Here is an 18,493-nt window from a genome sequence, read left to right as displayed (position 1 = left end):
CGGCACGATTGGTCCGAACCCAACACGCGAAGGCACCGGGGGCCGGGGTGCCGGTACGCGCATGGGCAAGGGGGCGACTGCACACTAGGGGGCGGCTATATGACTTCGGCGGGCGGCGACGTAATCGACATCCGGACCTCACCGCGTCAGCGGGTCCTGATGCTTTCCTGGGAGTACCCACCGGTGGTCGTCGGGGGTCTCGGTCGGCACGTCCACCACCTGTCCACGGCGCTGGCCGCGGCGGGCCACGAGGTCACCGTCGTCACGCGGCACGCGCCCGGCGCCCCGCTGGAGGAGTACGCGGACGGCGTGCGCATCGTCCGCGCCCCCGAGGACCCGCCACTGTTTCCGCTCTCGACCCCGTCCCTGCTCGCCTGGACCATGGCGTTCAACCACACGCTGACCCGCGCCGCCCTGCGGGCCGCCCAGTCCGGCGAGTACGACGTCATCCACGCCCACGACTGGCTCGTGACGCACACCGCGGTCACCCTCAAGGAGCACCTCGACCTCCCGCTCGTCGCCACCATCCACGCCACCGAGGCCGGCCGGCACCAGGGCTGGCTCCCCGACGAGATGAACAAGTGCATCCACTCCGTGGAGTGGTGGCTGGGGCGCGAGGCGTGCCGCGTGCTGGTCTGCTCCGAGTACATGAAGTGGGAGGTCACCCGCCTGCTGGAGCTCCCGCTCCCGCGCGTCGAGGTGATCCCCAACGGCGTCGACGACCGGGTCTGGCAGGCCCAGCCCGGCGCGGTCGCCGCGGCCCGGTCGCGCTTCGCCGGCGAGGGCCCGCTGGTCGGTTTCGCCGGCCGCCTCGTGTACGAGAAGGGTGTGCAGCACATCCTGCACGCGATCCCGCGGCTGCGCGCCGAGCACCCGGAGCTGCGCGTCGTGATCGCCGGCGACGGGCCGTACCGCGCCGAGCTGCTAGACGTGGCGCACAAGCTCGACCTGGGCCGCACCGTGAGCTTCGCCGGGTTTATGAACGAGACCCAGCTGCCGGCCGTGCTCGCCGCCACCGACGCGACCGTGGTGCCCAGCCTGTACGAGCCGTTCGGCATGGTGGCGCTGGAGGCCGCCGCGGCCGGCGCCCCGCTCGCCGTCTCCGCCACCGGCGGCCTCGCCGAGATCGTGGAGCCGGGCGTGACCGGTGTGACGTTCCCGCACAGCGACCCGGACGCGCTCGCCGGCGCGGTGGGCACGCTGCTCGGCGACCAGACGTTCGCCCGCTCGGTCGCGCAGCGGGCCCGCACGATGGTGGCCGAGCGCTACGGCTGGTCGACGATCGCCGCGCGCACCGCCGCCGCGTACGCGACCGCCCGGCGGGAGAGCTCCGTCTTCAACACCCGGCAGGCGGAGATGCTCCTCGAGGAGGGGCGCACCAAGATCGTCGTACCCGAGGGCAACCTGCTGGCCCTGGACGGTGTCCTGTCTTGACCACCCTCCTTCCCACCGCCCTGCCCACCCAGCTCACCCGGTCTGAGCCGTCGTTGATCGGCGACCTCGACCTGTACCTGTTCGGCGAGGGGCGCCACGAGCGCCTCTGGGAGGTGCTCGGCGCGCACCCGCGGCCGGGCGGCTGCCGCTTCGCCGTCTGGGCGCCGAACGCCCGTGAGGTCCGGGTCATCGGCGACTTCACCGGCTGGGGCCCGTACGACGGCATCGTGCTGGAGCCGCTCGGCGACAGCGGCATCCGCGCCGGCTTCGTGCCGGGAGTCGAGCCGGGGCAGCGGTACAAGTACCGCGTCCACGGCGCCGACGGCCGCTGGACCGACCGCGCCGACCCGATGGCCACCCACACCGAGTGCCCGCCGCGCACCGCCTCGGTGGTGTACGAGTCGGCGTACCAGTGGGGCGACGCGGACTGGATGGCCAGCCGCGCGCCGGACCACCACGCCCGGCCCATGTCCGTGTACGAGGTGCACCTGGGCTCGTGGCGCCCCGGACTGTCCTATCGCGACCTCGCCGACCAGCTGGTGTCCTATGTGGCCGATCTGGGCTTCACGCACGTGGAGCTGATGCCGGTCGCCGAGCACCCGTACGGCCCGTCCTGGGGCTACCAGGTCACCGGCTACTTCGCGCCGACGTCCCGCTTCGGCACCCCGGACGACTTCCGGTACCTGGTGGACAGGCTGCACCAGGCCGGCATCGGGGTGCTGCTCGACTGGGTGCCGGCCCACTTCCCCAAGGACGACTGGGCGCTGGCCCGCTTCGACGGCACGGCGCTCTACGAGCACCCGTGGGCCGGCGAGCACCCCGACTGGGGCAGCCTCATCTTCAACTACGGCCGCACCGAGGTGCGCAACTTCCTCGTCGCCAACGCGCTGTACTGGCTGGCCGAGTTTCACATCGACGGGCTGCGCGTGGACGCGGTCGCCTCGATGCTCTACCTGGACTACTCGCGCCAGCCCGGCCAGTGGGCGCCGAACGCGTACGGCGGCAACGAGCACCTGGAGGCGATCTCCCTCATCCGTTCGTTGAACGAGACCGTGTACCGGCTGCACCCCGGCGCCATCATGATCGCCGAGGAGTCCACCGCCTGGCCCGGCGTGTCCCGCCCGGTCGACTGGGGCGGGCTCGGCTTCGGCCTCAAGTGGAACATGGGCTGGATGCACGACACGCTGGAGTACGTCTGCCGCGACCCCCTCTACCGCTCCTTTCACCATGATCAACTGACCTGGCCGACTGTGTACGCCTTCGACGAGCAGTTCCTGCTCCCGATCAGCCACGACGAGGTGGTGCACGGCAAGGGCGCGCTGGTGGCCAAGATGCCCGGCGACTGGTGGCAGCGGCAGGCCGGGCTGCGCGGCTTCCTGGCGTACATGTGGGCCTTCCCCGGCAAGCAACTGCTCTTCATGGGCTGCGAGCTCGCCGACGAACGGGAGTGGAACGAGGCCCGCGGGCTCGACTGGTCGCTGCTCCCCGCCTCGGCCGGCACCCGCGACCTGCTGCGCGACCTCAACCGCGTCTACCGCGAGTCGCCCGCCCTGTGGTCGAGAGACACCCGGCCCGACGGCTTCCGGTGGATCGCCTGGGACGACTGGCGGCAAAACGTGCTGTCGTTCGTCCGGATCGGCGAGGACGGCTCGATGGTGGCCTGCGTCGCCAACTTCTCCGGCGTCCCCCGCTGCGACTACCGGATCGGCCTGCCGGCGGGCGGCCGCTGGACCGAGATCCTCAACACGGACGCCACCTGCTACGGCGGTGCCGAGGTCGGCAACTACGGCGGCGTGGAGGCGGCACCGAGCGAGTCGCACGGCCACCCGTACTCGGCCGAGGTCCACGTCGGCGCCTACGCCACCGTCTGGTTGAGGGCCGATTCCCGGAACTGATCCTCCCTGCGGTCGCCAAGGCGACTCCCATTGGGCGTTGACAGTACGTATCAGCTGAGGGACTCTTAGTGTCTGACAATTCAGGGTCCCTCCCGCTGATCATTTCCGTGTCGAACGGCAGGCCCATCACCTACCGGCGGACCGCGGTCATTCCTGCGCATGGAGGCTGGTGTGCCGGAGAGGCTTCCGTACTTCTTCCTCAGCTATGCGCGCGGCGGTGACGACGCATACGTCCGAAAGTTCTTCGAAGAACTCTGCAAGGAAGTCAGAATGCGCTCCGGCGAGCCCGCCGGATTCGAGATCGGATTTCTGGACACCCGAGATATCGGGTTGGGTGCGCCATGGACCGAGGAGCTCACGAGCGCATTGCAGCGCAGCCGCACCTTCGTCGCGCTCTGCTCACCCCTCTACTTCAACAGCGAGTACTGCGGCAAGGAGTGGGCCGTCTTCGCCGAGCGCGTGCGCTACACGTCGACCCAGTCCGGTTCGCGGCCGCCCTTGATGTTTCCCCTGGTGTGGATGGCCGGAACGGCCATGCACAACTCGGCGCAGGAGCTCCAGCAGACGACCGAACACCTCGGCCTGCGCTACCGCGAGGACGGTCTGCGCAACTACATGCGTCTCGGCAAGCACCGCGACCGCCGGCTCAGCTTCATCTCCGCCCTGGCCGAGATGATCGTGGCGAACGCACGGACGTTTCCGCTCCAGCCGCTACCCGGCCGCACGGACATCCGGTTCGTACAGAGCACGTTCGCGCCGGAGAAGGGGCCCGCCGGCTCCGCCGCCCTGCGGCACACGGCCAAGCATGTGCACTTCGTCGTCGCGGCGGCCTCCCGGGAGCATATGCGGGCACACCGCACCAGGCTCGACTACTACGGCGACACGTACGGCGACTGGGCCCCATACCGGCCTCACCTGTCACAGCCCTTGGGCTCCTACGCCTCGGCCATCGCCGCGCGCCGCCAGTTCCGTGCGGAGGTCGCCGACATCGGTGAGCTGTCCGACCGCGCCGAACGGGCCCGTGCGCACAACCAACTGCTCGTGCTCCTGGTGGACGCCTGGGCGACGCAGCTGACCGAGCACGGCTCGATGCTGGCCCAACACGACGCTGACGGCTCCGCCACCGCCGCGGTCATGATCCCGCTCAACCGGCACGACAACGAGAGCATCGACCACTGGCGGACCCTCGACGAAGCATGCCGCATGGTGCTTGCCCGCAGCGCCCGGCATCAGGACCCCCGCATGTTCCGCTTCGGGGTGCCCACCCACGACGACTTCACGAGCGTCCTCGACGAGGTGCTGGAACACGCGTACAACCGGCTGCTCGCCGAGGGCGAGTCCCTGCGCGTACCGCCTGACCTGCACGTGGATCGCCCAATCCTGGACGGACCGCAGTCCAGACCGGAGAACGAAACATGGCCGAGGGACACGTCATGACCGGAGCCGGCAGCACACCAGGTCAGATCGTCACCTTCTACTCGTACAAGGGCGGCACGGGGCGCACCATGGCGGTGGCCAACATCGCCTGGATCCTTGCCAGCAATGGGTTGCGGGTGCTCACGCTGGACTGGGACCTGGAGTCGCCAGGGCTGCACCGGTACTTCCGGCCCTTCCTGGTCGACAAGGAGCTGCGCTCGTCTCCGGGAGTCATCGACCTCATCCGCAACTTCGCCGCCGCGACGTTGCAGCCACGCTCCGGCACGGAGCCGGACACCGAGGCTTGGCCCCGCGAGTACGCCCGGATCAGCGACTACGCCGCTTCCCTGGAGTGGCCCTTCCCGGGCAACGGCACCATCGACTTCGTCCCCGCCGGCCAGCAGGACTCCGCCTACTCCCTCTCCGTGAGCACGTTCGACTGGGCGAGCTTCTACGAGAAAAGAAAGGGCGGCACCTTCCTCACCATTCTTCGCGAAGAGATTCGGCGGGAGTACGACTATGTGCTCCTGGACAGCCGCACCGGACTGAGTGACGCGGCCGGCGTCTGCACCGTACTGCTGCCCGACATCGTCGTGGACTGCTTCACGATGAGTACGCAGAGCATAGACGGCGCCGTGGCGGTCGCGCATTCGATTCAAAACAGGCGGCGCGGTGCGCCGGTGCGGGTGCTCCCCGTCCCGATGAAGGTGGAAGACGGGGAACAGATCAAGCTGGAAGCGGGCCGCGACTTCGCCCGAATCGGATTCGACCATTTTCTGTCTCAAATGTCCCCCGGCGACATAAGCCGCTACTGGGGTGACGTGGAAATTCCATACAAACCCTACTACGCGTACGAGGAGATCCTCGCCGCGTTCGGTGACCGGCCGCACCAGGAGAACTCCCTGCTGGCCGCGTTCGAACGGCTCGCATACGTGCTCACCGACGGCCAGGTCAGCGAGGTCGGTGCGATCGACGAGGCCGAGCGGCGGCGCTGGTTGGCCCAGTTCGAGCGGCCTCGCGCCGGTCTGATCTCCACGGTCCTCGTCAGCTACGCCTCGGTCGACCGGATCTGGGCCGAGTGGATCGTCTCCGAACTCTCGACCGCCGGGGTGCAGGCGACCTACCAGGAGATCGACTCGCCAGCGGTTACGCAGACCATGGCCGACCTCAGCAGCACCATGACCAGCACCGCCCGGGTCATGGTGCTGCTCTCACCGGAGTACGTGCAGTCCGACAACGCGGCTCTGCTCTGGAAGACGCTGAGCGACCTGGAGGCGACCAACCTGCACCGGTACCTGGTGCCGCTGCGTCCGGTGCCGGCTCGCGTCGTGCCGCCGTTCGCGGACCGCCCGCCGGTCGACCTCTTCGACCGGTCGGAGGAGGAGGCACGGGACGCGCTCCTCAACTCGACGGGTCGCCAGCCGACGACCGTCGCTCCCCGCCAGCGGACCGGAACGGCGGGACACCGACCCCGCTTCCCCAGCGCCCGCCCTCCGGTCTCGAAGGTCCCCCCACGCAACGCCGCGTTCACCGGCCGCAACGACATCCTGGAAAACCTTCGGGACGAGCTGGCCGGCACGGTCACGGTGGTCATGCCGCAGGCGCTCTACGGCCTCGGCGGCGTCGGCAAGACTCAGGTCGCGCGTGAGTACGCGAACAGGTTCGCCGCCCACTACGACGTCGTCTGGTGGATCTCGGCGGAGCAGCCGGGCATGATCCGCGCCGAGCTGGCCGAACTGGGTGAGAAGCTCGGGATCCCGATGGAGGACAACGACAACGCCACCGCCCGGACCGTCCTCGACGCGCTCGAGCGGGGCGAGCCATACCGGCGATACCTGTTGATCTACGACAACGTGCACGATCCTGCCGACGTCCGCGAGTACATCCCGCAGGGGCCCGGCGATGTGCTTCTGACCTCTCGAAACCCGGCCTGGAGCAGCCAGGCCCGCCCGATCCACATTGGAGTGTTCGCCCGCGGGGAAAGCATCGCGCTGCTCCGTAAGAAGGTCAAGGGGCTCGCCGAGGTCGACGCCGACCAGGTCGCCGAAAAGCTCGGCGACCTGCCGCTCGCCATCGAGCAAGCGGCCGCCTGGCTGGCGGAGACCGCCATGCCGGTCAGCGAGTACCTACGTGAGCTGGACCGCCAGCTGCCCCGGGTGCTGGCCGAAAACCCGCCCCCCGGCTACCAGGAGACCGCCGCCGCTATCTGGCTGCTCTCGCTCGACCGGCTCCGCCAGCAGCGCCCAGCCGCGGCGAAGCTGATGGAGCTCTGTTCCTTCTTCGGCCCCGAGCCGATACCCACCGCCCTGCTCTACAGCGACCGTTGCGTCAAGGTGCTCGCGGAGTACGACGTGGCGCTGCGCGATCTGAAGGACCGGATGCTCGTCGGCGCCCTGATCCGCGACATCGGGCGCTTCGCCCTGGCCCAGCCGGGCGCGGGTCCGAGCAGCATCCAGGTGCACCGGCTGGTCCAAGCGGTCATCCGGGAGCGGCTCTCACCGCAGGACCAACGGGAGAACCGCCGGCACGTGCACGAGATCCTGGCCGCGGCAAACCCGAAGAACCCCGACGAGCCCAGCTTCTGGGACGTGTACGACGAGATCTGGCCACACCTGGTGCCCCCGAAGACCATCGAATCCACCACACCCGAGGTCCGGCAGCTTGTCATCGACGTCGTCCGCTATCTCTACCGGCGTGGCTACTACGTCAGCTGCCAGGAGCTGGCCGAGGAGACCCAGGTTCGTTGGTCGGCCGCGGACATCCTGGACGACGACCCGATGACCCTGGTCCTCCGCTTCCACCTCGCCAACACCGTGCGGGCCCGGGGTGACTACACCGCCTCACTCGCCCAAAACCAGGACATCCTCGCGCGCCAGGAGCGCACGCTCGGCCCCGAGCACCCGTACACGCTCCTGACCGCCCGGAGCCTCGGCGCCGACCTGCGCACGTTCGGGCGGTACGCGCAGGCCCGCGACCTCGACGAACTGACCCTTGTGCGGTTCCGGAGAGTCTTCGGCGAGGACGACCAGCAAACGCTCGCCGCGGCCAACAACCTCGCCGTCACCTTGCGTCTGGTCGGAGACTTCCGGCGCGCCACGGAGCTGGACGAGGAGACGCTGCGCCGCGGCCGCGAGGTGCTCGGCGAGCGACACCCCCTGACGCTGCAGTTCGCCGCGAACTACGGGCGCGACCTGCGCGAGATCGGCGACTTCCCGGGGTCGAAACGAGTCCTCGAACAGACTTTCGAGCACCTGCGGACGGTGCTCGGCGACGAGCACGCGGACACCCTGCGGGCCGCGCGCAGCATGGCGGTCACGCTCCGGAAGATGGGTGACCTGGAGGTCGCCCGAGATCTCACCCGCGACACCTTGACCAAACACGAACACCGTCACGGCCCGGAACATCTCGACACGCTGGCCTGCTCCCTCAACCTGGCCTGCGACGACTCGGCCCTCAACGACGACCGGGCCGCCCAGCAGCGTGCTGAGGCGGTGCTCGGCCGCTACCAGCGCCTCGTCGGCGAGGACCACCCCTTCACCCTGGCCTGCGCCAACGACCTGGCCATCTTCATCCGCCGGCAAGGCGACCACGACACTGCCCGCTCGCTCTCCGAGCGAGTGGTGGAGCGGCTGGTCGAACGCCTCGGCCCGGACCATCCGTACGCGATCGCGAGCCAGCTCAACCTCGCCAACGACGTCTACGCGATGGCCGAGTACGACCGCGCACGCGACCTGGACGAGCAGGCATTCGCGCGATTCTCCGCCGTGCTCGGAGAGGAGCACCCGGACACCTTGGCGGCTGCGGTCAATCTCGCGCTGAGCCGGCGTGCCACCGGTGACACCGCCCGCGCGCGGTCGCTCAGCACCGGCGTCCTGGCCAGAATCCGCCGCACGCTCGGCGACGATCACCCGAACACAGCGGCTGCGCGGACGGGTCAGACCCGGTTCAACTGTGACATCGAGCCGCCTTCGGTATAGGCCACACGCTCCGCGACGGCGCCGACCGTGGCCGCGACGCCGGCGCCACGCAGGCACCGGTAAGCGGCCCGGACGAGTTCCGGCCGGGCGGCGAGCGCCCGGGCGACCGCGGTGTCCGGATCCAGCCGCCCGGCCGCGAGCGAGAGCCCGACCCAGTTCTCGTGATCGTCGGGGTCGGCCGCGATCGAGTCCTGATACCGCCGTGTCGCAGCGGGCCAGTCGCCGCGCAGATACGCCACAGCCGGCTCGCCGGCCCGCTCGGTCGACCTTCCGATGGTGCGCTGGCGTACCAGACGGGCCAGCCCCGGCAACAGCGGCAGCGACGTGGACGGCTCCGTCGACGGCGCCTGCGCCCGATGCCCGGCCAACTGGTCTCGCCACTCTTCGAGCACCCGCTCCACGCTGTCCTGTGCGGGCCGCACATTGCGCAGCCGCCAGGCGACTGAGCCGGCCCGGGACATGTCGTCAACCGCACGGCGGATACCGGGCGGTAGTTCCTCGGTCTCCCGCCAGCCCCGCAGCGTACGCGCCATCCCGGTCACGAACCGCCGGCCGTGATCGGTCATCTCCCCGCTTCGGTCGAGGGTGTCGGTCGCCTCGATAGTCTGGGCCAGCCAGTAGCCGAACTCCAGGTCCGCTGCCGCCCCGGGCCGCCGACGGCGACGCAGCCGCCAGTAGTCCGTCACTCCAATGTGGGCAAACGCCCCCTGGAGCAACGCGCCGGCGGGCCGTGGGTCCGGTCGCCACGGGGCCCGGTGTCGCGGCGCGCCGCCTGGCCGGTACAACGGCACGAGATCCAGCAACGCGCCGAGCTTCATATGTTGAAATTCGTGGATCAATAGCATCGCCAGTGTCTCGGCATCCGACGGAACCGCCAGACCGATCGACCCGCAGGCGAGCCGTGACGCCGCGCTGACCTCCGCCGCCGGGTCGGTGCTCACCAGCGGCACCACCGCCCGCAATCCCGTCCGCAACGCGATCGCGTGCTCGGGATGATCGCGGGTGACGATCGTCCAAGCGTCGCCCAGGAGGCGCTGGAAGTCGGCGACGGCCTCGTCGGACAGGCGCGGCGCCAGTGGCCATTGAAAGAGGTCCCGGTATGGATCCAGGTCCTCCACCATCAGCGCGATCGATTCGTCACCGATACCGGCCCGGGCGATCCGCAGCGGCAGCCAGCCGGGCATCGCCGACTCGAAGGCACGCCCGACCACGACCTCGCGCTCCGATCCGCCGATCACAACCCCTTCGCGACGCCGATTGCGCACCGTCGCCGACGGGGCCGCGCCGAGCCCCGTCGCCAGGCCGAGGCCGGGGAGCCAGAGCGCGCCGCCGCGAACCGGGACCGCCAGTTCGAAGTCGAGGCCGGCACGAATCGCGGCAGTGGCCGCATACGCGAAGAGGCGGCCGGGGTCGCCCCCGGCGCCAGGATGGGCCGCCCTCACCCGGTTCGTTGCCCAGGCGGCGAAGAAGGGATGCGCCAGCACCGACTCCACCGCGGCGGGATCCTCCCGCTGCGCGTCCGCGATCAGCGTCAACGCGTCACCCGGCAACCGCTCGTCCGGGCACGCCGCCAGCACGGCGCGCAGCAGCAGCATCCCCCTGGAGATCTGCCCGGCGAGGAGTGTCTCCATGGCCTGGCGGCCGCCGTAGCCCGCGGCCAGTTCGCCGAACTGTGCGGCGCTTATCAGGTGCTCGGGCATCTCTCCGCCGCCATGGTGGGCCGTAGTCTTTCGATGTCGTGGGTCAGCCGAGAGCGCACATGCCGGATGAGCGCGAACAGGTCAGCGCAGTACACCGACGGGCGGTCGAAGCCGCGAGCGGGGTCGAAGCGGTGCGCGCGCAGGCCGCCACCGCAGACGGCCACCTCGGGGCAGCGCCGGCACTCCGGACCGAGCCCTGGCGCCCGTGACCACGCCTCGTGCGCCAGCACGTCGTCGAGGCTCTGCGCCATGACGGTCATCCCGGTCGCACCCCCACCGTCCACAGTCGACTTCAACGCGTCGTGCTGCTCGATCGTGCCATCCGACTCGATCACTACCAGGTCGTCCGGATCCGGGCCGATGACCTCGCTGCTCGCCGGGCCGCCGAGCAGCAGGCTGAGGATGGAGCCGAACAGGCGGATCTCGGTCTCCCGGGTAGGCGCGTCGTACCAGCGGTCGAAGACCGCGATCAGCCAGTCGCCGTACGGCGTGCCGCCGCCGGCCAGGCCGCCGGGTGGGTGGAGCCAGTTGCCATGCGGCAGAAGCAGATCCAGCTTGGGCGGCCGCGACCACAACAAGCTTTCGTATGTCTCGACCGGGTCATTGGCCAAATCAATGGTGCAGAGCAGTCCAGAGTAGAGCGACCGGTGCTCCGGCCGAGTCAACAGCGCGATCCCCCGAGCGACCCGCTCGTGGCTGCCCCGCCCATTGGCGAAGCGGCGGTGCCGGTCGTGGGCCGCACCGGTGCCGTCGATACTGACGCCGACGCGGATGCCGTGCCGGTGGAAGACCGCCAGGAACGCCTCGTTGAGGAGAGTGCCGTTGGTCTGCACGACGAGCTCGAGGTCGGTGGTGGGCCGCACCGAGCCCCGTAGGGAGCGGGCGATGTCGTCGATGGCCTGAGGCCCGGCGAGCAAGGGTTCGCCGCCGTGCAGGATCACCCTCAGGCGGCGGATGTCGCGCGAGGTGACGTGTTCACCGATGCGCCGCGCGGACTGGGCCAGCACGGTCGGGGACATGGCCGAGGTGCGGGCCCGCCATCCCTGGTCGGCATGCTCGTACACGTAGCAGTAGTCGCATGCGAGGTTGCACGAACCGTGCACCTTCATCAATATCTGCCGAAGCGCCTTCGGTCCTCGTCCAGCATCGACGTGGCCGGCCACGGTCGGTGGGTATCCGTCCGCGCTCAGATGGCGGAGGTGAACGGAGAAACGAACTCCTCGTCGACCGGACCGCCGCCGAACACCTGGCGCACGGAAGCGGCGAGGACGCTGTCCTCCAGCGCCACAAGGTCCATGATCGCAACGCCGCGAAGATCGAGTACCTCGCTCAATATGTCACTCTCAGTGTCGTTCACGTTTACTCCAGAAGCGGCAGCGACCAGAAAGACGGGCAACGATACAACGCCACGGGCCGCCCCCCGGACTCGGGCAGGCGCGTCTCGTCCGCGACACGGTCCCAGGATTTTTCATGGGCGACACCACCCAGCGGGATCGCCGCCTGGAAGGTGGACGTGTCGGGGCATGCGGTAATGATCGGCCGGTAGAGCCACCAGACAGATTACGAGTTTGTGGCGATTTACCCACCTTGACACGCTCGGGGGGTGTATGGGCGCGCTCCGATCGTCACGACGGCACGCACCATCACATCAACGATCCTTCCCCGCCGACCGGCCCATCCGGCCACCCCGGCCCGCGTCGAACTGTCCGGACCGCGATTTCAGCCCGGTCGGCGCCCCGAGGCTCCCCCCTTCGGGCACGTCCGTTGCCCGGCACCGGTCTGTTGGCTCGGCGTAATGCGATACGCGCCGTGCCTGATGGTCGCAATGCCTCGGGGGACGGGATGGGGGCGGCGCGAGATGGCGGCTCAGCCGAGCCAGCCGGGGCGGACCAGGCCGGCCTCGTACGCATACACGACGAGCTGGGCGCGGTCGCGGGCGCCGAGCTTGACCATCGCGCGGCTCACGTGGGTCTTGGCGGTGGCCGGGCTGACCACCAGGCGGGCGGCGATCTCCTCATTGGACAGTCCGGCGCCGACCAGGGCCATCACCTCGCGCTCCCGGTCGGTGAGCTGCTCCAGCGACGGCTCGGGCGCGGCCGGGTGGGCACCGCCCCGGCCCGCGAACTCGGCGATCAGCCGCCGGGTCACCCCGGGCGAGAGCAGCGCGTCGCCGGCCGCCACCGCGCGCACCCCGCGCAGCAGCTCGACCGGCTCGGTGTCCTTGACCAGGAAGCCGGAGGCGCCCACCCGCAGCGCCTCGAACAGGTACTCGTCGAGCTCGAACGTGGTCAGGATGACGATCCGGGTCGCGGCGAGCGCCGGGTCGGCGACGATCCGGCGGGTGGCCTCCAGGCCGTCGACGCCGGGCATCCGGATGTCCATGAGCACGACGTCGGGCCGGGTCTGCCCGGTGAGCCGGACGGCCTCGACGCCGTCGGCCGCCTCGGCGACCACCTCGATGTCCGGCTCGGCGTCCAGCAGCGCCCGGAACCCGGCCCGCACCAGCCCCTGGTCGTCCGCCAGCAGCACCCTGATCATCCGTCCCCCTCGCCAGCGCGCCCATCCACACCGTGCCGTCCCGTGCCCGCGACCAGCGGCAGGGTGGCCGCCACCGTGAAGCCGCCACCGTCGTCGGGGCCGGTCACCAGAGTGCCGCCCAGCGCGGACGCGCGGGCCCGCATACCGGCGATCCCGTTGCCCACCTCGGGCGCGGTGGGGCCGCCCACGCCGTCGTCCGCCACCCGCACCGTGACCGCCTCGGCGCCATACCCGATCGTCACCACGGCGGAGGCCTCCGCGCCGGCGTGGCGGCGCACGTTGGTCAGTGCCTCCTGCACGATCCGGTAGGCCGCGCGGTCGACTTCGGCCGGCAGCTCCCGCGGCTCCCCCTCCACCACCGTGCGCACCGGCAGGCCGGCGTCGGCGGTCAGGTCGTCGAGCCGGGCCAGGCTGGGCGCGGGCGCGCGCGGGGCGGCCTCCTCCTCCGGGCGCAGCACGCCGAGCACCGAACGCACCTCGCGCAGCGCCTCGGCGCTCGCCGACTTGATCGCGGTGAGCGCCTCGCGGGCCTGCTCGGGGCGCGTGTCCATCAGGTGCAGCCCCACCCCGGCCTGTACGTTGATCAGGGACAGGTGATGGCCCAGCACATCGTGCAGCTCGCGGGCGATCCGCAGCCGCTCCTCGCTGGCCTGCCGCTTTTCCTGCTCGGCGCGGGCCTTGGCCTGCTCGGCGCGGTACTTGGCCACCTCGGCGAACTGCTGCCGGCGCGCCCGGTTGGCCTCGGCGAGCAGCAGGGACACGGCGACGACGGCCGCGATGACCACCGCCCGACCCCAATCCGGACGGGTCACGACCGCATAAGCGACGTAGCCGGCGGCGACCAGCGCCCAGGTGGCCCCGCGCCTGCCCGCGTCGACCGCGGCGAAGAGCGCGAAGACCGCGGCCAGGAAGTAGGGCCCGCGCGGCTCCGGCGCCCACGCCGCGAAGCCCACCGCGCTGGCGATCGTGACGGCGAGGACCGGCAACGGAAACTTGTAGCGCCAGCCGAGCGCGAGCGGGCCGGCGAGCAGGATCGCGTATCCGAGAGCGTCCGGGTCCACGCGGGCGGTGCGGGCCGCGAGCACCTGCACGACCGCGCTGAGGACGAGCAGGCCGCCCGCGTGCCGCTTGCGGTTGGGATCCCAGGGACGCGGCTCCCAGCGACCGCGCGGACCGCCGCCGTGCCGCTCCCAGGGCGGCCGGCGGGGCGGTCGCCAGTCCTTGCTCACGGGTTTGACGGTAGGGCACGCGAACCGGCCCCGGCATCGCCCCGCCGCGGCGTTCCGGCCTACCCCCGCGGGAGTACACCGGCCTCCCCCCGCCGGCGGCCCGCTACTCCCCCGGTGGTACACGTGGACCCGCTCCTGCTCCCGCCGGTGGCCGGAGGATGCCTCCGCCGGCCCGACGCGCCGGGCCCGCCGGTTCGGGAACCTCGATGGCATGACAGCAACGCAAGCCGGCGCCGGGCGCGTACGAGCCTCGGACGCCGAACGGGAGCAGATGGCGACGATCCTCCGCGCCGCGATGGCGGAGGGGCGGCTGGACCTGGCCGAGGGCGAGGAGCGGCTGGCCAAGGCGTACGCGGCGACGTACCGGGACGAGTTGCGCGGGCTCGTCACCGACCTGCCCGACGGGGGGCGGCGGGCGCTGGCCGAGACACCGGAGGCGAAGGCGTTCGCCCGCACCGCGCTGCGGCGGCACTTCGGCGGCGTACTCGTGATCGGGGCGATCCTGGTGGGGCTCTGGGTGCTCTCCGGGGTGGGGTTCTTCTGGCCGGTCATCCCGCTGGCCTTCCTCTTCCTGGGGCTGGCCAAGCACGCCGCGTGGCACCGCCACGGCGGGTACCGGCACCACGGCGACTGGCGCGGCCGGGGTGACTGGCGGGCGCCGGCCGAGTACCGCGGGCACGGCCCGCGCGGTAGGGGGTACCGCGACGAGTGGTGACCGCACGGCCGGGTGGCGCCTCCCGCGCCGGTGGGCGCCACCCGGCGACTCCCGGCGGCATCCCTGGCGGCGTGGTGAGCGCCACCGTGGCGGTCGTTGAATGTGGACTGTCGCTCTGCGACAGTGCCGCGCATGATGGGGCCGTCTCACGCACTCTCCGGCGCGGCCGTCTGGCTGGGCGGTTCCTGGGCACTTGACCACTTCGCCGGATACGAGCAGTCGCCGCTCGCGATCGCCGTCGGCACCGCGGTCTGCGCCGGCGGCGCGCTCTTTCCCGACCTCGACCTCTCCGGCCGGGTCACCCGCAACAAGGGCGGGGCGACGGTCGCGCGCACGTTCGGCGTGGCGTCGCTCTTCCTGGCCGAGGTGATCGAAAAGCTGTCGCTCGCCGTCTACCACGTCACCAAGCTCGGCGACGACCCCGAGCGGGAGAACGGCCACCGCACGCTCACCCACACGCTCCCGTTCACGGTGCTGGTGGGCTGGGGCACGACGGCGCTCTGCACCGCGTACGGCAAGTGGGCCGTCATCGCCATCCTCTTCGTCATGATCGGCCTAGCCCTGCGCGGCCTCTTCGACGAGTGGGCCAAGCGCGCCGGCTGGCTGCTCGTCACGCTCATCTCGCTCGCCGCCGCCTGGGGCACCGCGCTGCGCCTGCCCGGCGACCGCGGGTACCCGATGCTCGGCCTCGCGGTCGGCGTCGGCTGCCTGGTCCACCTCCTGGGTGACCTGGTCACCCGCGCGGGCGTACCCATCCTCTGGCCCATCCCCACCGGCCGCCGCATGTGGCGGATGTTCGGCCTGCCCGACGCCTTCGCCCTCCGCGCCGGCGGCGCGGTGGAGGTCTACCTCTTCCGCGGCGCTTTCATGGTGGTCTCGTTGCTGTCCGCGTGGGGGCTGCTGGCGCCTTCCGTCCTTCGCCGGTTCAATATCGAGGTGTGAACGTTTCCGGTGACGACACCGTCCCTGGGCCGGCGGGATCCGGGTCGAGGAGCGCAGCGACGAGGCCGGATGGCGGCGGCTTCCCGGGACGCCCAGCGAGCGGAGCGAGCGAGACAGGCACCGTCCCGGGGTTCTGGGGCGCCCTCGGCCTGCCCGGCCTGGCCGACGTGCACGTGCACTTCCTGCCGCCGCGGATGCTCCGCCGCGTGTGGGCGCACTTCGACGAGGCCGGCCCGCTGGTCGGCGTGGAGTGGCCGATCCGTTACCGGTGGCCGGACCCGGAGCGCGTCGCCCACCTGGAGAAACTCGGCGTGCGGGCGTTCACCGCGCTGGCGTACGCGCACAAGCCCGGCATGGCCGCCGACCTCAACGACTGGACGCTGGCCTTCGCCCGGGCCACGCGGGGATGTCTGCCGTCGGCGACGTTCTACCCAGAGCCCGGCGTGACGCAGTACGTGACGGCCGCGCTCGACGCCGGAGCGCGGGTCTTCAAGGTGCACCTACAGGTGGGCGGCTTCGACCCGCTGGACGCGGCACTCACCCCGGTGTGGGGGCTGCTGGCCGAGGCGGGGGTACCGGTGGTGGTCCACGCCGGGCACGCGCCGGTGGCCGCCGAGCACACCGGACCCGCGCCGTTCACCGCCCTGCTCGCCCGCCACCCGCGGCTGCCGGCGATCGTGGCGCACATGGGCGCGCCGGACTACGCGGAGTTCCTGGAGCTGGCCGAGTCGTACGAGCGGGTCGCGCTGGACACGACGATGGCATTCACCCCGTTCTTCGACCAGTTCGTACCCTTCCCCGCCGCGCTGCGGCCGCGCCTGCGCGAGCTCGGCCTGGCCGGCAAGGTGCTGCTCGGCAGCGACTTCCCCAACATCCCCTACGAGTACGCCGACCAGCTCGACGGCCTCGCCCGCCTCGACCTCGGCGACGACTGGCTGCGCGCGGTCTGCTGGGAGAACTTCACGGGGCGGTTCGCCGATGCTGTTTGAGCGGCGGCTGCGGGACGGGATCGCGGAGGGCACCATCACCGCCGCCCTCCGCCGGTGGCGGCGACCCCAGGTCGTGGCCGGCCGGACCTATCGGACCGGCGCCGGCCTGGTCGAGGTGACGGCAGCCGATCCGGTACGCCCGGAGGACCTCACCCCCGCCGACGCCCGCGCGGCCGGCTTCGAGAGCGTGGCCACGCTCCTCGCCCAGCTGCACGGCCCCGCCGACGGCCACCTGTACCTGCTCCGCCTGCGCCGCGTCGACGGCCCCGACCCGCGGGCGGCGCTGGCCGCCGACGACCGCCTGGACGAGGCGGGTGTGGCCGCCATCGACCTGCGCCTGGCCCGCCTGGACCACGCCAGCACCCGCGGCCCCTGGACGGCGGCCGCCCTGCACGCGATCGCCGACCACCCCGGCGTACGCGCCGGCGATCTGGCCGCCACGCTCGGCCGCGACGTGCCCTCTTTCAAGGCGGACGTGCGCAAGCTGAAGGCGCTGGGCCTGACCGAGAGCCTGGAGGTCGGCTACCGCCTCTCCCCCCGCGGCGCCGCCTACATCGCCCACCGCCCCTGACCCCCGCGGCGTTGCGTTTTTGGTGTTTGTGAGGCACCCTGGAGATCATGGTTCAGGAAGGGGACCTGCTGACAACGAGCGAGGCGGCGGCGCTGCTGCGGTCGTCGCGCCAGCACGTCGTCGACATGTGCGAGCGTGGCCTGCTGCCGTTCGTCAAGGTCGGTGCCCACCGCCGCCTGCATCGCGCCGACGTCGAGGCGGTCCTGCGCCCGGAGCTGACCCGCGACCAGCTCAAGGCGCTGTGGCTGCACCGCGCGGTGGCCGGCCGCCTCGTCCAGGATCCCGACGCGGTCCTGGCCCGCGCATCGGCAAACCTCGAGCGGCTGCGCCGGGTCCACCCCGACGGGATGGCCGCCAGGTGGCTCGATCGATGGGCGGAAGTGCTGGACGCCGGCGTCGAGGCGGTGCTCGACACGCTGGTGTCCCGGGCGCCGGTGGCGATCGAGCTCCGGCAAAACTCACCGTTCGCCGGCGTCCTGCCGGAGCCGGAGCGCCGGGCGGTGCTGGCGGCGTTCGCCGACCGCTGGCGCAGCACCCACGCGGCATGAGGCGGGAGCACCTGGAGCACGTGCTCCGGGCCGCTTCGCAGATCGCTGGCGACCCGGATGTGCTGGTCATCGGCAGCCAGTCGGTGCTCGGCGCGATCCCGGAGGAGCGCCTGCCGCCGGCCGCCACCGCCTCGATCGAGGTCGACGTCGCCTTCTTCGACGACCCCGACGACCGCAAGGCCGATCAGGTCGACGGGGCGATCGGTGAGCTGTCGGCTTTTCACGAGACGTTCGGTTACTACGCCCAAGGCGTCAGCGTGTCCACGGCGGTCCTGCCCGCCGGGTGGCGCGACCGGCTCGTCCTCGTGCAGACGTCGAGCACCGCCCCGGGCCGCGGCTACCTGCTCGACCCGCACGACTGCGTCGTGTCGAAGCTGGTCGCGGGCCGGGAAAAGGACTACGCCTTCGCCTACGCGCTCGTCGATGCCCGGCTCGTCGACCCGGACGTGCTCGCCCAGCGGGTCGAGACGGTCGACGTGCCGGACGCGCTCCGGCAGCGGCTGCGCAGCTGGGTCGGCGGCCTGAGCCGGCCGTAGCCG

General features: G+C 71.4%; 15 protein-coding genes. 10 read left to right on the top strand and 5 right to left on the bottom strand.

What is annotated here, in order from left to right:
• Window positions 1–99 precede the first annotated feature (99 nt).
• The 4 genes from RB614_RS07360 to fxsT all read left to right on the top strand — a co-directional run bounded on the left by RB614_RS07360 (window position 100) and on the right by fxsT (window position 8,722).
• Complete coding sequence (locus tag RB614_RS07360) at window positions 100–1,434, top strand: glycosyltransferase family 4 protein (protein ID WP_308711605.1); 1,335 nt, start codon at window positions 100–102, stop codon at window positions 1,432–1,434.
• Complete coding sequence (gene glgB / locus RB614_RS07355) at window positions 1,431–3,329, top strand: 1,4-alpha-glucan branching protein GlgB (RefSeq protein WP_308711604.1); 1,899 nt, start codon at window positions 1,431–1,433, stop codon at window positions 3,327–3,329. The genes RB614_RS07360 and glgB overlap by 4 nt, the downstream gene beginning before the upstream one ends.
• A 171-nt stretch (window positions 3,330–3,500) precedes the next feature.
• Window positions 3,501–4,766 carry a TIR-like protein FxsC gene (locus RB614_RS07350; RefSeq protein WP_308711603.1) on the top strand — a complete coding sequence of 422 codons (1,266 nt, stop codon included), beginning with the start codon at window positions 3,501–3,503 and terminating at the stop codon, window positions 4,764–4,766.
• Complete coding sequence (fxsT, locus tag RB614_RS07345; protein ID WP_308711602.1) at window positions 4,763–8,722, top strand: FxSxx-COOH system tetratricopeptide repeat protein; 3,960 nt, start codon at window positions 4,763–4,765, stop codon at window positions 8,720–8,722. The genes RB614_RS07350 and fxsT overlap by 4 nt, the downstream gene beginning before the upstream one ends.
• Here the strand turns inward: fxsT and RB614_RS07340 are convergent.
• From RB614_RS07340 to RB614_RS07320, 5 genes are all read right to left on the bottom strand, one after another.
• Entirely contained in the window at window positions 8,680–10,422 is a 1,743-nt protein-coding gene (locus tag RB614_RS07340; protein ID WP_308711601.1) for an HEXXH motif domain-containing protein, read from the bottom strand. The two genes, fxsT and RB614_RS07340, sit on opposite strands and share 43 nt — an antisense overlap.
• Window positions 10,407–11,585: an FxsB family cyclophane-forming radical SAM/SPASM peptide maturase gene (locus tag RB614_RS07335; RefSeq protein ID WP_308711600.1), complete on the bottom strand. Its 1,179-nt coding sequence runs from the start codon at window positions 11,583–11,585 to the stop codon at window positions 10,407–10,409. Before RB614_RS07335 ends, RB614_RS07340 begins: the two co-directional genes overlap by 16 nt.
• A gap of 23 nt (window positions 11,586–11,608) precedes the next feature.
• On the bottom strand, window positions 11,609–11,779 hold the full coding sequence (locus tag RB614_RS07330; RefSeq protein ID WP_308711599.1) for a hypothetical protein: 171 nt from the start codon (window positions 11,777–11,779) through the stop codon (window positions 11,609–11,611).
• A gap of 509 nt (window positions 11,780–12,288) precedes the next feature.
• Window positions 12,289–12,960, bottom strand: a complete 672-nt coding sequence (locus tag RB614_RS07325; RefSeq protein WP_308711598.1) for a response regulator — start codon at window positions 12,958–12,960, stop codon at window positions 12,289–12,291.
• Window positions 12,957–14,189 (bottom strand): sensor histidine kinase, encoded by a 1,233-nt coding sequence (locus tag RB614_RS07320; RefSeq protein ID WP_308711597.1) that lies wholly within the window; start codon window positions 14,187–14,189, stop codon window positions 12,957–12,959. The genes RB614_RS07325 and RB614_RS07320 overlap by 4 nt, the downstream gene beginning before the upstream one ends.
• A 211-nt stretch (window positions 14,190–14,400) precedes the next feature.
• Between RB614_RS07320 and RB614_RS07315 the strand changes: the two genes are divergently transcribed.
• The 6 genes from RB614_RS07315 to RB614_RS07290 all read left to right on the top strand — a co-directional run bounded on the left by RB614_RS07315 (window position 14,401) and on the right by RB614_RS07290 (window position 18,490).
• Complete coding sequence (locus RB614_RS07315) at window positions 14,401–14,904, top strand: DUF1707 domain-containing protein (RefSeq protein ID WP_308711596.1); 504 nt, start codon at window positions 14,401–14,403, stop codon at window positions 14,902–14,904.
• Between the two features lie 132 nt (window positions 14,905–15,036).
• Complete coding sequence (locus RB614_RS07310) at window positions 15,037–15,846, top strand: metal-dependent hydrolase (protein WP_308711595.1); 810 nt, start codon at window positions 15,037–15,039, stop codon at window positions 15,844–15,846.
• Window positions 15,847–15,995: 149 nt separating this feature from the next.
• Window positions 15,996–16,835, top strand: a complete 840-nt coding sequence (locus RB614_RS07305) for an amidohydrolase family protein (RefSeq protein WP_308711648.1) — start codon at window positions 15,996–15,998, stop codon at window positions 16,833–16,835.
• Entirely contained in the window at window positions 16,825–17,406 is a 582-nt protein-coding gene (locus RB614_RS07300; protein ID WP_308711594.1) for an ASCH domain-containing protein, read from the top strand. The genes RB614_RS07305 and RB614_RS07300 overlap by 11 nt, the downstream gene beginning before the upstream one ends.
• A gap of 47 nt (window positions 17,407–17,453) precedes the next feature.
• Window positions 17,454–17,954: a helix-turn-helix domain-containing protein gene (locus RB614_RS07295; RefSeq protein ID WP_308711593.1), complete on the top strand. Its 501-nt coding sequence runs from the start codon at window positions 17,454–17,456 to the stop codon at window positions 17,952–17,954.
• Window positions 17,951–18,490, top strand: coding sequence for a DUF6036 family nucleotidyltransferase (locus RB614_RS07290; RefSeq protein ID WP_308711592.1), 540 nt, complete (start codon window positions 17,951–17,953; stop codon window positions 18,488–18,490). Before RB614_RS07295 ends, RB614_RS07290 begins: the two co-directional genes overlap by 4 nt.
• Window positions 18,491–18,493 lie beyond the last annotated feature (3 nt).

It is taken from the genome of Phytohabitans maris (assembly GCF_031085175.1).
GTDB classification, from domain to species: domain Bacteria; phylum Actinomycetota; class Actinomycetes; order Mycobacteriales; family Micromonosporaceae; genus Phytohabitans; species Phytohabitans maris.
This window is presented reverse-complemented; position numbering and strand designations above follow the sequence as displayed.

What these genes read in the sequence shown, in the direction of transcription:
- fxsT (WP_308711602.1), top strand. Translation starts at nt 4,763, where the DNA reads ATGACCGGAGCCGGCAGCACACCAGGTCAGATCGTCACCTTCTACTCG.
- RB614_RS07290 (WP_308711592.1), top strand. Translation starts at nt 17,951, where the DNA reads ATGAGGCGGGAGCACCTGGAGCACGTGCTCCGGGCCGCTTCGCAGATC.
- RB614_RS07295 (WP_308711593.1), top strand. Translation starts at nt 17,454, where the DNA reads ATGGTTCAGGAAGGGGACCTGCTGACAACGAGCGAGGCGGCGGCGCTG.
- RB614_RS07300 (WP_308711594.1), top strand. Translation starts at nt 16,825, where the DNA reads ATGCTGTTTGAGCGGCGGCTGCGGGACGGGATCGCGGAGGGCACCATC.
- RB614_RS07315 (WP_308711596.1), top strand. Translation starts at nt 14,401, where the DNA reads ATGACAGCAACGCAAGCCGGCGCCGGGCGCGTACGAGCCTCGGACGCC.
- RB614_RS07340 (WP_308711601.1), bottom strand. Translation starts at nt 10,422, where the DNA reads ATGCCCGAGCACCTGATAAGCGCCGCACAGTTCGGCGAACTGGCCGCG.
- RB614_RS07325 (WP_308711598.1), bottom strand. Translation starts at nt 12,960, where the DNA reads ATGATCAGGGTGCTGCTGGCGGACGACCAGGGGCTGGTGCGGGCCGGG.
- RB614_RS07310 (WP_308711595.1), top strand. Translation starts at nt 15,037, where the DNA reads ATGATGGGGCCGTCTCACGCACTCTCCGGCGCGGCCGTCTGGCTGGGC.
- RB614_RS07360 (WP_308711605.1), top strand. Translation starts at nt 100, where the DNA reads ATGACTTCGGCGGGCGGCGACGTAATCGACATCCGGACCTCACCGCGT.